The sequence below is a fragment of the Micromonospora sp. KC606 genome, assembly GCF_004348675.1.
GTDB lineage: Bacteria > Actinomycetota > Actinomycetes > Mycobacteriales > Micromonosporaceae > Micromonospora.
In genome coordinates this window covers 1-14,617 of the sequence record NZ_SMKN01000146.1, presented here as the reverse complement: position 1 = coordinate 14,617, position 14,617 = coordinate 1, and the positions used below count along the sequence as shown (strand labels likewise).

Below are 14,617 nucleotides of genomic sequence, written 5' to 3'. Positions count from 1 at the left end.
CGCAGACTCGCGGTCACGCTCACCGGCGCCCCGTCCAGACACTGCGCCACCAACCCGCTCAACGTGGCATCCGGGCCGATCTCCACGAACCGGCCCACACCCTGCCCGCGCATCGCGGTCACCGTGTCGGCGAACCGCACCGTATCCCGCACCTGCCCCACCCAAAACGCGGCATCATCCACCCGAGCACCGACCACCGGAATCCGCGGCTGACGGAACTCCACCTCCGCGAACACCTGGCTGAACTCAGCCAACATCGGCTCCATCAACCGCGAATGAAACGCATGCGAAACCCGCAACCTGCGCGACCCCGCAAACCCATCCGCCACCCGCAGGACCGCCTGCTCCGCACCCGAGATCACAACCGCGCGGGGACCATTCACCGCCGCCACATCAACCTCCGGAGGCAACACCGCCCGGACCTGCTCCTCCGAAACCGGCAACGCCACCATCGCCCCACCCGGAGCAAGCGCCTGCATCAACCGCGCCCGCGCGGCCACCACCCGACACGCATCCTCCAGCGACCACACCCCCGCCACATACGCAGCCGTCAACTCACCAATCGAATGCCCACCCACCACATCCGGCACCACACCCCAGGACTGCCACAACCGAGCCAACGCCACCTGCACCGCGAACAACCCCGGCTGCGCAAACCCCGTCCGATCCAACAACTCAGGCTCATCCCACACAGCACTCAGAGGCCGCTCCAACAACCCGTCCAACACCGCGCACACCTCAGCGAACGCCTCCGCGAACACCGGGAACCGGCCAGCCAAACCCCGACCCATACCCACACGCTGCGAACCCTGACCAGAAAACAACCAACCCGTACCACCGTCGAGCACCGTCCCGGACACCACACCAGACACCGACTCGCCATCAGCCAGCCCAGTCAACCCACGCAGAAAATCGGACCGGGTAGCACCACACACAACAGCCCGATGCTCAAACACCGAACGCCCGGTCGCCAACGAAAACCCCACATCCCGCAGATCCCGGTCCGGCTCCTCGTCCAAGTAGTCGAGCAACCGCTCCGCCTGCGCACGCAACGCCCCCGGACTACGCCCGGAGACCGGCCAGGGCAGCGTGCCGGCCGGGGCCGGCCGGTCGCCCGGGACGGGCTCGGGCACCTGCTCGATGATGACGTGGGCGTTGGTGCCGCTGACCCCGAACGAGGAGATCCCGGCGCGGCGGGGGTGCCCGTGCTCGGGCCAGTCGACCGGCTCGGTCAGCAGGCGCACCGCGCCGGACGACCAGTCCACCTCCTCGGACGGACTGCCGACGTGCAGGGTGCGCGGCAGTTCGCCGTGCCGCATGGCGAGGACCATCTTGATCACGCCGGTCACCCCGGCCGCCGCCTGCGTGTGCCCCAGGTTCGACTTCACCGATCCGATCCACAGTGGGCGCTCGCAGTCCCGGCCGTACGTCGCCAGCAGCGCCTGCGCCTCGATCGGGTCGCCGAGCCGGGTGCCGGTGCCGTGCGCCTCGACGGCGTCCACGTCGGCCGGGGTGAGGCCGGCGTCGGCCAGTGCCCGGCGGATCACCCGCTGCTGGGCCGGGCCGTTCGGCGCGGTCAGCCCGTTGGAGGTGCCGTCCTGGTTGACCGCGCTGCCGCGCAGCACGGCGAGGACCGGGTGGCCGTTGCGGCGGGCCGCGGACAGCGGCTCCAGCACCAGCATGCCGGCGCCCTCGGACCAGGCCGTCCCGTCCGCGTCCGCGGCGAACGCCTTGCACCGGCCGTCCGGGGCGAGGCCGCCCTGCCGGCTGAACTCCACGAACGTTTCCGGGGTGGCCATCACCGTCACCCCACCGGCCAGCGCCAGCTCACACTCCCCCCGCCGGAGCGCGTGCGCCGCCCAGTGCAACGCCACCAGCGACGACGAACACGCCGTATCCACGCTCACCGCCGGCCCCTCCAACCCGAGGGTGTAGGCGATCCGGCCGGTGACGATCGAGCCGGTGCTGTTGCTGCCCACGTAGTCGTGGAACTGCACGCCCGCGTACACCCCGGTCAGGCTGCCGCGGAGGGTGCCGGGGTCGATGCCGGCGCGCTCCAGGGCCTCCCAGGAGACCTCCAGCAGCAGCCGCTGCTGGGGGTCGAGGGTGGCCGCCTCGCGGGGGGAGACGCCGAAGAAGCCGGGGTCGAAGTCGCCGGCGTCGTAGAGGAAGCCACCGTGGCGTACGTAACTGGTGCCGGGGCGGTGGCCGGCCGGGTCGTGCAGGGCGGCCAGGTCCCAACCGCGGTCGGTGGGGAACTCGCCGATCGCGTCGACGCCGTCCGCGACCAGCCGCCAGAGGTCCGCCGGGCCGCGTACGCCGCCGGGCAGCCGGCACGCCATGCCGACAATGGCGATCGGCTCGGCGGTCCGGTCGGCCGGCCGGCGCTCCTCGACGGTGGCCGGACCGGTGGCGGACAGCTCGCCGGCCAGGTGCGCGGCGAGTGCGGCGGCGGTCGGGTAGTCGAAGGTGAGGGTGGCCGGCAGCCGCAGCCCGGTCGCCGCATTCAGCGCGTTGCGCAGCTCAATGGCGGTCAGCGAATCGAAGCCGAGTTGCTGGAACTGGGCGTCCGGGGGCACCTCGGCGGCCGATCCGTGGCCGAGCACGCCGGCCACGGAGGTGCGCACCAGGTGCAGCAGGGCGCCCGCGCGGTCCGGCCCGGCGAAGTCGGTGAGCCCACCACCGGACCGGGCCGCCGCGGCGCGCCGGCCGGCCAGCCCGTACAGCGGCCGGGGCAGTTCCCGGACGGTGGAACGCAGCGCGTCCAGGTCCAGCCGCACCGGCAGCACGGTCGGTTCGGTGCTGCCCAGCGCCGCGTCGAACAGTGCCAGCCCTTCCACTATGGACAATGGTTGGATGCCGCCCAGGTCGGCGAGGTGCCCGCCGGTACCACCGTCGCCCATGCCGGCGGACCACAGCCCCCAGGCGAGCGACTGGGCGGGCAGGCCCTGGGCCCGGCGGTGCTCGGCGAGTGCGTCGAGCACGCTGTTCGCCGCCGCGTAGTTGCCCTGTCCGGGCCCGCCCAGCAGACCGGAGACCGAGGAGCAGAGCACGAACGCGGACAGCCCGGCGGTCAGCTCGTGCAGGTGCAGCGCGCCGCCCGCCTTCGCGCCGAGCACCGCGTCCAGCCGCTGCGGGTTCAACGCGGTGAGCACCCCGTCGTCCAGCACCCCGGCGGCGTGTACGACCGCGGTGAGCGGGTGCGCGGCGGGTACCTCGGCGAGCAGCCGGGCCACCGCCGCGCGGTCGGCCAGGTCGCAGGTCGCCACCCCGACCTGGGCGCCCAGCTCGGTCAGCTCCCCGGCCAGCTCACTCAGCCGGTCGGTGCCCCGGTGCCCGACCAGCAGCAGGTGCCGCACCTGCCAGCCGGTGACCAGGTGCCGGGCGAGTTCGCCGCCCAGCGCCCCCGACGCGCCGGTGACCAGCACAGTGCCGTCCGGCGCGAACCGGGGCGGGGCGACGTCGGCGACGGTGAGCCGGCGGATCCGGGGGGCGTAGAGCTGGCCGTCCCGGAGCGCGAGCTGCGGCTCGCCGGTGGCCAGCAGCTCCGCCAGCAGCTCCGGTACCCGCGCCGGCCGGTCCGCGTCGAGCAGAACGAACCGGTCCGGGTGCTCGGCCTGGGCGGAGCGCAGCAGGCCCCAGACCGCGGCGGCGGCCAGGTCGGTCACCTCCGCACCGCCGGCCGGCACGGCGCCCCGGGTGACCACGACCAGGGTTCCGGTACTTGGCCGGGCCAGCCAGTCCTGCACCGCGTGCATGGCCCGGTGGCCGGCGGCCCGAACCGTGGCCGGGTCAAGCCCACCGGTCACCTCCAGCAGCTCCACCCCGGCAACCGGGGCGGTGCCGCCACCGGTCGGGATCCGCTGCCAGGCGACGCGGTATAGCGGAGCGGCCGCGGACACGGGGGCGACCGGCCGGAAGGCGACCGTGTCGATCGAGGCGACCGGTGCGCCGGCAGCGTCGGCGACGGTCACCGCCCACCGGTCCGCCCCGGTCGGGGTGAACCGGACCCGGGCCGGCGGGGTACCGGAGCCGTGCGGCTCCACCCCGGTCCAGGAGAACGGGGCCCGCCCCGTGCCACCGCCGTCGGCCCGGGCCAGCGCGTGCGTGGCGGCGTCGAGGGCGATCGGGTGCAGGGCGTACCGGTCAACGGGCCCGGTCGCGCCGTCGAGCGGCCGTACCTCCGCGAAGATCTCTTCACCCCGCTGCCACGCCGAGCCCAGCGCCTGGAAGGCGGGCCCATAGTCGAGGCCGGCCGCGGCAAGCTCGGGGTAGAGCCCGTCCAGCGGGATGGGGTGGGCGCCGGCGGGCGGCCACTGGGCCAGGCCAGCGCCGGGTTCGCCGGTCAGCGGGCGCGCCGTGCCGCTGGCGTGCCGGGTCCACGGCTCGTCCCGGTCGGCGTCGGCGGGGCGGGTATACACGCCGATCGCGCGCCCGCCGGTCGGGTCTGCGGCCTCGACGGTGACCTGGGCCTGCACGGCGCCCCCGGCCGGCAGCCGCACCGGCTGGTGCAGGGTCAGCTCCTCGACCCGGCCGCAGCCCACCTGAGCGCCGGCGCGCAGGGCCAGCTCGAGCAGCGCGGTCCCGGGCAGCGTCGGTACCCCGGCGACCGCGTGGTCAGCGAGCCAGGGCTGCTGGTGCACCGACAGCTGGCCGGTCAGCACGGTGCCCTCGGTGCCGGCCAGGGCGATCGTGGCGCCCAGCAGCGGATGCCCGGCCGGGTCCAGGCCGGCGCCGCTGACATCGCCGCCGCCGCGCCCCCGCAGCCAGTAACGCCGGCTCTGGAACGGGTACGTGGGCAGGGCCACCCGGCGGGCCGCCCCGCCGGCGAAGACGCCCGCCCAGTCGACGTCGGCGCCGGTGACGTAGAGCTGGGCCAGGGCGTCCAGCACGGTGTCCGGTTCGGGGCGGTCGCGGCGCAGCAGCGGGGTCAGCACCGCCGGTTCGGGTTCGCCGGCGAGGCACTCCCGGGCGAGCGCGGTGAGTACCCCGTCCGGGCCGACCTCGACGAACCGGGTCACCTCGGCGGCCCGCAGCGCCTTGATCCCGTCCCGGAACCGGACCGCCTCGCGCACCTGCCGGACCCAGTACGCCCCGGTGCGCAGCTGATCCGCGGTGGCCACCGCACCGGTCACATTGGACACCACCGGTACGGCGGGCTCGGCGTAGGTTAGCCCCTCGGCGACCCGGCCGAACTCGGCCAGCATCGGCTCCATCCGGTGCGAGTGGAACGCGTGCGAGACGCGCAGCCTGGTGCTGGTCGGGAACCGGGCGGCGAGCTCGGCCACCGCGTCCGCGTCGCCGGAGACGACGACCGCGTTCGGGCCGTTGACCGCGGCCAGGCCCACCCGGTCGGTCAGCAGCGGGCGGATCTCGTCCTCGGTGGCGGGGACGGCCACCATCGCGCCGCCGGGTGGCAGCGCCGCCATCAGCCGGGCCCGCTCGGCGACCAGGGTGCACGCGTCGGCCAGGGAAAGTACGCCGGCCAGGTGCGCCGCGGTCAGCTCGCCCAGCGAGTGCCCGAGCAGCAGATCCGGCACGATTCCCCAGCTCGCCAGCAGCCGGGCCAGCGCGACCTGCACCGCGAAGAGCGCGGGCTGGGCGTACCCGGTGCTGTCCAGCAGCTCGGGCCGGTCGATGACGTCGGGCAGCGGGTGATCCAGGTGGAAGCCGGCGCACACCTCGTCGAAGGCGGCCGCGAAGGCCGGGAAGGCGGCGTACAGCCCGCGGCCCATACCGGCCCGCTGCGCGCCCTGCCCGGAGAGGAGAAGCGCGGTGAGCCCCTCGCCGGCGGTGCCCCGCAGCACGGCCGGATCGGGCGTACCGGCGGCCAGCGCGGCCAGCCCGCGCGGCCCGTCGTCCGGCCGGTCCACCAGCACCACCGCGCGATGAGCCAGCGGCGACCGGGTGGTGGCCAGCGCATAGCCCAGGTCGGTGGCGGCGGTCGCCGGCTCCGCGGCCAGGTGCGCGGCAAGCCGACCGGCCTGGGCGCGCAGCGCCTGCGCCGTCGCCCCGGTGACCGGCCACGGCACCGGCCCGGCCACGACCCGGGCCTCCTCGCTCGGCTCGGCGCCACCGGCCGGCTCGGTCGCCTGCTCCAGGATGAGGTGCGCGTTGGTGCCGCTGACCCCGAACGAGGACACCCCTGCGCGGCGCGGGAAGCCGGGCCACTCGCGCGCCTCGACGAGCGGCCGGACCGCGCCGGCCGACCAGTCCACCTGGTCGGACGGCTCGGTGATGTGCAGTGTCCGGGGCAGCTGCCCGTGCCGGATAGCCTGCACCATCTTGATGACCCCGCACACCCCGGCGGCGGCTTGGGCGTGCCCGATGTTCGACTTGACCGAGCCGAGCCACAGTGGACGGTCGGCGGACCGGCCCTGGCCGTACGTGTCGAGCAGCGCCTGCGCCTCGATCGGATCGCCCAGCGCGGTACCGGTGCCGTGCGCCTCCACCGCGTCGACGTCGCCCGCGGTGAGGCCGGCGTCGGCCAGCGCCCGGCGGATAACCCGCTGCTGGGCCGGGCCGTTCGGCGCGGTCAGCCCGTTGGAGGCGCCGTCGGAGTTGACCGCGGAGCCGCGGATCACCGCCAGCACCGGATGTCCGTTGCGCCGGGCGTCGCCCAGGCGTTCCAGCAGGAGCAGGCCGGCCCCCTCGGACCAGCCGGTCCCGTCCGCCGCCGCCGAGAACGGCTTGCACCGGCCATCCGGGGCCAGCCCGCGCTGCCGGCTGAACGCCACGAACGGTCCGGGCGCGCTCATCACCATCACGCCGCCGGCCAGCGCCAGAGTGCACTCGCGCCGCCGCAGCGCCTGCCCGGCCAGGTGGATCGCGACCAGCGAGGAGGAGCAGGCGGTGTCCACGGTCATCGCCGGCCCTTCCAGGCCAAACGCGTAGGCGACCCGGCCGGAGATGACCGACGCGGCGTTGCCCGTACTCAGGTAGTCGTCGATCAGCTCGGCGGCGGCCGGCGCCAGGTTGTCGTAGTAGTCCTGGCCACCGCTGCCGACGAACACGCCAACCGGTGCGGTACGCAGCGAGCGGGGTGGGATCCCGGCCCGCTCGAACGCCTCCCAGGCCAGGTGCAGCACCAGCCGCTGCTGCGGGTCCATGGTGACCGCCTCGCGGGGCGAGATGCCGAACAGGCCCGCGTCGAACCCCGCGGCGTCCGGCAGGAAGCCACCGGTCCGCACGTAGCTGGTGCCTGGGCGGTCGGGGTCGGCGTCGTAGCGGACGCCGGTGGGCCAGCCACGGTCGGTGGGGAACGGCCCGATCGCGTCCACGCCCTCGGCGACCAGCCGCCACAGCTGCTCTGGGGTGTCGGCGCCCCCCGGGTAGCGGCAGCTCATCGCGACGATGGCCAGCGGCTCCCGGTCGGCGTCCTCCAGTTCGCGCAGCCGGTTACGGGTCTGGTGCAGCTCCACGGTGGCCCGCTTCAGGTAACCGAGAAGCCGTTCGTCGTCAGCCATTCGAGCTCCTCATCACCCGGTCGGATCCCAGCTCGTGGTCGAGAAGGTCGAGTACGTCGTCGGCGGTCGCCCCATCGAGCAGCTCCTCGATGTCCGCCCGGCCGCCGGTCCCGCCAAGTGCGCCGTGTACCGTGCTCGCCAGCGCCCGCAGCCGGGCGGGCAGGGCGAAGCGCTCGATCTCGGCGGCGGGCAGCCCGGCCACCAGCGCTTCGAGCTGGTCCAGCAGGGCGGCCAGCGGGGGCACCGATGGGCCGCCGCCGAACCGGGTACCCAGGTGTTCGGCGAGCGCCCGGGGACTGGCGTGGTCGAAGGCGACGGCGGCCGGCAGCTTCAGCCCGGTCGCGGCGTTGAGCCGGTTACGCAGGTCGACCGCGGACACCGAGTCGAGGCCGAGTTCCTTGAACGCCCGCTCCGGCGCGACCGCCGCCGCTTCGTCGTGCCCGAGTACCACCGCCGCCTGCTCGCGTACCAGCGTGAGCAGGGCCCGGGTCCGCTCGGCCGGGGTCAGGCCGGCCAGCCGCGCCGCCAGCGGTGCCGCGTCCGGGGCGCCGGCGGACGCGCCGGGCTCGGCCTCCCGGTCGAGTGCCGCACGGGCGTCGGGCAGCTCCCGCAGCAGCGGGCGGGGCCGGGCCAGCGTGTAGACCGGGGTGAACCGGGCCCAGTCAATGTCCGCGATCACCAGCCCGCTCTCGTCCCGGCCAACCGCCTGGGCCAGCGCCTCGACGGCCAGCGCCGGGTCCAACGCGCCCAGCCCGAGCCGGCGCAGCTGCTCCCCGGCGGCCTCGTCGACCATGCCGCCACCGCCCCACGATCCCCAGGCGACGCAGGTGGCGGGGTGCCCCCGGACCCGGCGGCGTTCGGCCAGCCCGTCGAGGAACGCGTTGCCGGCCGCGTACCCCGGCCGCCCGGCGCTGCCCCAGATCGCCGCGCCCGAGGAGAACAGCACGAACGCCTCCAGTGGGTGGTCGGCGAGCAGCCGGTCCAGGTGCGCCGCGCCGGCCACCTTGCTTCGGATGGTCTGGGCCAACTCGGCCGGGGACAGGTCGACCAGCGGGGTCTCCTCGGGCAGCACCCCGGCCACGTGCAGCACGGCGGTCAGCGGTGGCCCGCCGGCGAGCCCGTCGAGCAGCGCGCTCAGCGCGCCGGCGTCGCCTACGTCGCAGGCGGCGACGGTCACCTTGGCGCCGAGCGCGGCCAGCTCGGCCGAGAGCTCGGCGGCCCCGGCGGTGTCCGGCCCACGCCGGCTGGTCAGCACCAGGTGCTCGGCGCCCGCCCGACCGAGCCACCGGGCCAGATGGGCACCGACCGCGCCGGTGCCGCCGGTGATCAGGATGGTGCCGCGCGGCCGCCAGGATCTGGCCGGAGCCGGAGCGGGCGCCCGCACCAGCCGCCGGGCCAGCAGGCCGGACGGGCGGATGGCGAGCTGGTCCTCACCGTCCGGGTGGGCCAGCACGGCGCAGACCCGGTCCGCGGCCCGCGCGTCGAGCGGCGTGGGCAGGTCGATCAGGCCACCCCAGGCGTCCGGCCGGTCGAGGGCGAGCACCGTCCCCATCCCCCAGACCGACCGGGCCGCCGGGTCGACGTCGGCGTCGTGCTCGACCCCGGCCGCGCCCACGGTCAGGCACCACAGCGGAGCGGTCACCCCGGCGTCCGCGAGCGCCTGCACCAGCAGCGCGGTGGCCGACAGCGGCGGCGGCACCGCCGCGCCGGCGAACGCCGCCGGCTGGTCCCGGCCGGGCAGAGCGGCCGTCGCCGGCCGGTCCGGGCCGGGCAGCGCGGCCAGGGAGAGGACACCCGCGGGAGTACGGTCGCCGAGCGCGGCCCGGATCCGTTCGGCGAGCGCGGCCCGGTCGGTGCCGTCCAGTTCGGCGCAGCGCACGGTCGCGCCGTGCGCGGCCAGCCGGTCGGTGAGGATCCCGGCCAGCGGGGCACCCGGCGGCGCGACGAGCAGCCAGGTGCCGGTGTGGCTACGCGGTGGCGGGTCCGGCAGCGGGCGCCAGGCCAGCCGGTACCGGAAGCGGTCAATGGCCGCATCGCGCACCTGATCGGCGTGCCAGCTGGCGAGCGCCGGAAGCACTGGGGCCAGCCGTTCGGCGTCGACGCGCAGCCGCGCGCCGAGTGCGTCGGCGTCGCCGCGCCGCACGTCCTGCCAGAATCCGCCGTCCACCGCGCCCGCCGGCCGGCTCGCCGGGGCCGGCGGGGTCGGGTCCGACCAGTAGCGCCGACGCTGGAACGGGTAGCTGGGCAGCTCGGTGCGGCGGCCACCGGGGCAGAAGGCGGACCAGTCCGGGGTGGCTCCGCGGACGTAGAGTTCGGCGGCGGACGCGGCCAACCGGTCGAGCCCGCCCTCGCCGCGGCGCAGCGTTCCGGCCACCACCGCCGGCAGCTCCGCCTCCTCCAGCGTCTCCTGCATGCTCAGCACCAGCACCGGGTGCGGGCTCACCTCGACGAACCGGACGTGGCCGGCGGCGGCGAGGGCCCGCACCACCGGGGCGAACGCGACCGGCTGGCGCAGGTTGGTGAACCAGTAGCCGGCGTCCAGGGCGGTCCCGTCGACCCACTCGCCGGTGACGGTGGACATCATCGGCACCGTCCCCGCCCCCGGCTCGACCGGGGCCAGGTCGGTGAGCAGCCGGTCGCGGACCTCCTCGACCTGGGCGCAGTGCGAGGCGTAGTCCACCGGTACCCGCTTGACCCGCTCCACCCCCGCGGCGGTCAGCTCAGCCTGGAGCGCGTCGAGCGCCGCGCCGTCGCCGGACAGCACCACCGACGCGGCACCGTTGTCGGCGGCCACCCAGATCCGGTCGGGCCAGCCGGCCAGCCGCGGGCGGATCCGCTCGGCGGGCAGGCCCACCGAGAGCATGCCGCCCCGGCCGGCGAGCACCTCGCCGATGGCCCGGCTGCGCAGGGCGACCACCCGGGCACCACCGTCCAGCGGGAGCACGCCGGCCACGCAGGCCGCGGCGATCTCACCCTGGGAGTGGCCGATCACCGCGTCGGGCACGATGCCGTAGGCGGACCAGACGGCGGCCAGCGCCACCATCACCGCCCACAGCGTCGGCTGGACCACGTCCACCCGGTCGGCCGGCGGGGCATCCGGTTCGCCGCGCAGCACCGCGGTCAGCGACCAGTCCACGAACGGGGCTAGGGCCCGCTCGCACTCAGCGATCCGCGCCGCGAAGACCGGGGACTCGGCGAGCAGCCGGGTCGCCATGCCGGCCCACTGCGACCCCTGCCCGGGAAACACGAACACGGTACGGCCGCGCAGGTCGGCGTACCCGGTGACGGTACCCGCGCCGGCCCGTCCGGCGGCCAGGTCGCGCAGCCCGGCCAGCAGCTCGGCGCGGTCGGCGCCGAGGACCGCGGCCCGGTGCTCGACCGCCGACCGGCCGGCCAGCGTGTACCCCACGTCGACCAGTGGCTCGTCCGGGTGGGCGGCCAGGTGGGTGGCGAGCCGGTGGGCCGACTCGGCCAGCGCCACCGGCGACCGGGCGGACAGCACCAGCGGCACCACGGCCGGGCCGGTGGCCGGCGCGGAGCCGGTCACCGGCGCCGGGGCGGGCGCCTGCTCCAGGATCAGGTGTGCGTTCGTGCCGCTGATCCCGAAGGAGGAGACCGCGGCGCGGCGCGGCCGGCCGGGCTCCGGCCAGTCCCGGGCCGCGTGCAGCAGCTGGACCGTGCCGGCGGACCAGTCGACGTGCGGGGTCGGCCGGTCGGCGTGCAGGGTCCGGGGAAGCCGGCCGTGCCGCATCGCTAGCACCATCTTGATCACTCCGGCGACACCCGCGGCGGCCTGCGAGTGGCCCAGGTTCGACTTGACCGAGCCGAGCCACAGTGGACGGTCCGGGGGCCGCTCGCCGTACGTCGCGATGACCGCCTGCGCCTCGATCGGGTCACCCAGCGCGGTGCCGGTACCGTGCGCCTCCACGACGTCGACATCGGACGGCGCGAGGCCGGCGGCGGCGAGCGCCCGCTCGATGACCCGCACCTGGGACGGCCCGTTCGGGGCGGTCAACCCGTTGCTCGCCCCGTCCTGGTTGACCGCGGAGCCGCGGATCACCGCCAGCACCGGGTACCCGGCCCGCACCGCGTCCGAGAGCCGGGCCAGCACCAGCACGCCGACCCCCTCCGACCAGGCGGTGCCGTCCGCGTCCGCGGCGAACGGCTTGCAGCGGCCGTCCGGGGCGAGGCCGCGCTGCCGGCTGAACTCGACGAACATCTCCGGCGTGGCCATCACGGTGACCCCACCGGCCAGCGCCAGCGTCGCGTCGCCGCGACGCAAAGCCTGGCCGGCCAGGTGGATGGCGACCAGCGACGAGGAGCACGCGGTGTCCAGGGTGACCGCCGGCCCCTCCAGGCCGAGGCTGTACGCGACCTGGCCGGAGACCAGGCTGCCACCCGGACTGCCGAGCAGGTAGTCGTGGTACATAAGGCCGGCGTACACGCCGGTGGGGGTGCCGCGCAGGGCGGCCGGGTCGATGCCGGCCCGCTCCACCGCCTCCCAGGCGACCTCCAGCAGGATCCGCTGCTGGGGATCGGCCCGGCGGGCGTCGCGCGGGCTGATCCCGAAGAAGTCCGCGTCGAATTCGGCCGCGTCGTAGAGGAACCCGCCGTGCCGAACGTAGCTGCGGCGGGGCTGCTCGGGATCCGGATGGTAGACGCTGGCCAGGTCCCAGCCCCGGTCGGCGGGGAACTCGCCGATCGCATCCCGCTCGGCGACCAGCAGATCCCACAGCTCCTTCGGCGAGCCGATCCCGCCCGGATAGCGGCAGGCCATCCCGACGATCGCGATCGGTTCGGTGGCGTCGGCCTCGCTGTCCCGCAGCCGCTGCTTCGCCTCCCGCAGGTCGGCGGTGGCCCGGCGCAGGTAGTCGCGGAGCCGATCCTCGGTGCTGGTCGGCTCGCTGAGTCTGCTGATTCGCTCGCTGCGCTCGCTCACGAGATGCCCAGTTCGTCATCGAGGACCTGGAAGAGCTCCTCGTCGCTGGCCGCGTGCAGCAGGACCGGCTCGCGGTCCGGCTGGTCGGCGGCGCGCCAGCCGCGCAGCAGCGCCTCCAGCCGAGTTGTGATCTTGGTCCGGTCCCCCGGGGTCGCGGCCAGCGCGGCCAGCGTCCCGCCGAGGCGCTCGATCTCGGCGAGCGCCGGCCGGGTGGGGTCGAGTCGACCCGGGTCGAGCCGGGCCCGCAGCTCCCGGGCGAGCGCGGCGGGCGTCGGATGGTCGAAGACCAGGGTGGCCGGCAGGGTCTGCCCGGTCAGCGCGCCGAGCTGGTTGCGCAGCTCGACCGCGGCCAGCGAGTCGAAACCCAGGTCCTGCAGCGCCCTGGTCGGGACTATTGCGTCCGCGGATGGGTGGCCGAGCACCGTGGCGATCCGGGCGCACACCACGCCGAGCAGGAAATCGTCGCGGTCGGCGTCCGGCAGCGCGGCGACCTGCCCGGGCAGAGTGGCGGCGGTGGCCGCCGGCCGCCGGGGTGCCGGCGGGCCGGCCAGGTCACGCAACAGCGGCGGGGCCTCGTCGCCGGCGGCGCGCAGCGCCGGCAGGTCCAGCAGCAGCGGTACGACGGTGGCGTCCGGTACCCCGATCGCGAGGTCGAACAGGGCGAGCCCGCGCTGCGGCGAGAGTGGCGGGGTGCCCAGCCGTCGCAGGCGAAGCAGCCCGGCCCGGTCCAGCTCGCCGGTCATCCCACCGGCGGCGCTGTCCCACGGCCCCCAGGCCAGCGAGACCGCAGGCAGGCCGGCCGCCCGGCGGTACCGGGCCAGCCCGTCCAGGAAGCCGTTGGCCGCCGCGTAGTTGGCCTGCCCGGCGCCGAGGGCCAGGCCGGCGGCCGAGGAGAACAGCACGAACCCGGCGAGATTCCGTTCGCGGGTCAGTTCGTGCAGGTGCCAGGCGCCGTCCACCTTGGGGCGCAGGACGGCGGCCAGCCGGTCGGCGGTCATCGCCTCCACCAGCCCGTTGTCCGCCACGCCCGCGGCGTGCACCACGGCGACGAGCGGATGCCGCTGCGGGATGGCGGCGAGGAGCTTCGCCAGGTCCTCCCGATCGGCGACGTCACACGCGGCGAGCTGGACGTCGGCGCCGAGCGCGGCCAGCGTGTCGCGCAGCTCGGTGGCCCCGGGCGCGGCCGGTCCCCGCCGGCCGGTCAGCACCAGATGACGCACCCCGTGGTCGGTAACTAGGTGCCGAGCGAGCAGCGCGCCGAGCCCACCGGTACCGCCGGTGATAAGCACGGTGCCCGCCGGGTCCCAGCCCGGAGCGGCTCCGGTCGCGCGGGCCGCGGTCAGCCGCGGGATCAGCAGCTCGGTGTCCCGTATGGCGACCTCCGGGCGGCCGGCGGCCAGGGCGGCACGCACCTGAGCCGGTGAGATGTCCCGCCCGTCGCCGTCAATAAGCAGGAACCGGCCAGGGTGCTCGGCTTCGGCGGCGCGTACCAGGCTCCACACCGCCGTGGCCGCGAGGTCCACCCGGTCGCCGGGTCGGGCCGCCACCGCGCCGGACGTGAGGACGGCGAGCCGGGAGGCCGCGGTCTCGCCGAGGGACAGCCAGTCGCGTACCGACGTGAGCACGCCGGCGGTGACCGCGTGGACGTGTGCCGGGACGTCGACCTGACCGGTCGCCGCGGGGACGGTCAGCGTGACCGGATCGGCGGTGACTGGGCTCGTCTCCGGGGCGGCCACCCAGTCCAACCGGAACAGCGCGTCCCGGCCGAGGTGGTCGAGTTCGGCCGCCGGCCGGGTGATCAGGGAGTCGATGGTGGCGACGGGTAGCCCAGACGGGTCGGCGACGGTCAGCGCGACGGCGTCCGGCCCTGCCTGCGAGATCCGCACCCGCAGCACGGAGTGCCCGGCGGCGTAGAGGGTGACGCCGCTGAAGAGGAACGGCAGCACGGGGCGGCTGGGCGCGCCAGCCGGCTCGGCTTCCCGGGCGAGCAGGAGGGTGTGCAGGGCGGCGTCGAGGAGGATGGGGTGGAGGGTGTAGCCGTTGTTGGTGTCGGGAAGGTGGACTTCGGCGTAGATGGTGTTGTGGTGTTGCCAGGCGGTGTGCAGTGCTTGGCAGGCGGGGCCGTAGTGGTAGCCCTGTTGGGCGAGGCGGGGGTAGGCGTTGGTGAGGTCGATGGGTGTGGCGTGTGGTGGTGGCCAGTCGGTGAGGGGGG

At 75.7% G+C, this 14,617-nt stretch carries 3 protein-coding genes; all 3 read right to left on the bottom strand.

All coding sequences use genetic code 11. The features are described 5' to 3' along the window. Positions 1-7,466 (bottom strand): type I polyketide synthase (locus E1193_RS22715; RefSeq protein ID WP_132185212.1); only part of this gene is annotated, 7,466 nt, incomplete at its 3' end. Continuing rightward, a complete protein-coding gene (locus E1193_RS22710) occupies positions 7,459-12,405 on the bottom strand; it encodes a type I polyketide synthase (protein ID WP_132185211.1) in 4,947 nt (1,648 codons plus the stop codon). The genes E1193_RS22710 and E1193_RS22715, both read right to left, overlap by 8 nt. After that, positions 12,402-14,617, bottom strand: a 2,216-nt coding sequence (locus tag E1193_RS22705; protein WP_132185210.1) for a type I polyketide synthase, incomplete at its 5' end; no start/stop codon positions are given. The genes E1193_RS22710 and E1193_RS22705, both read right to left, overlap by 4 nt.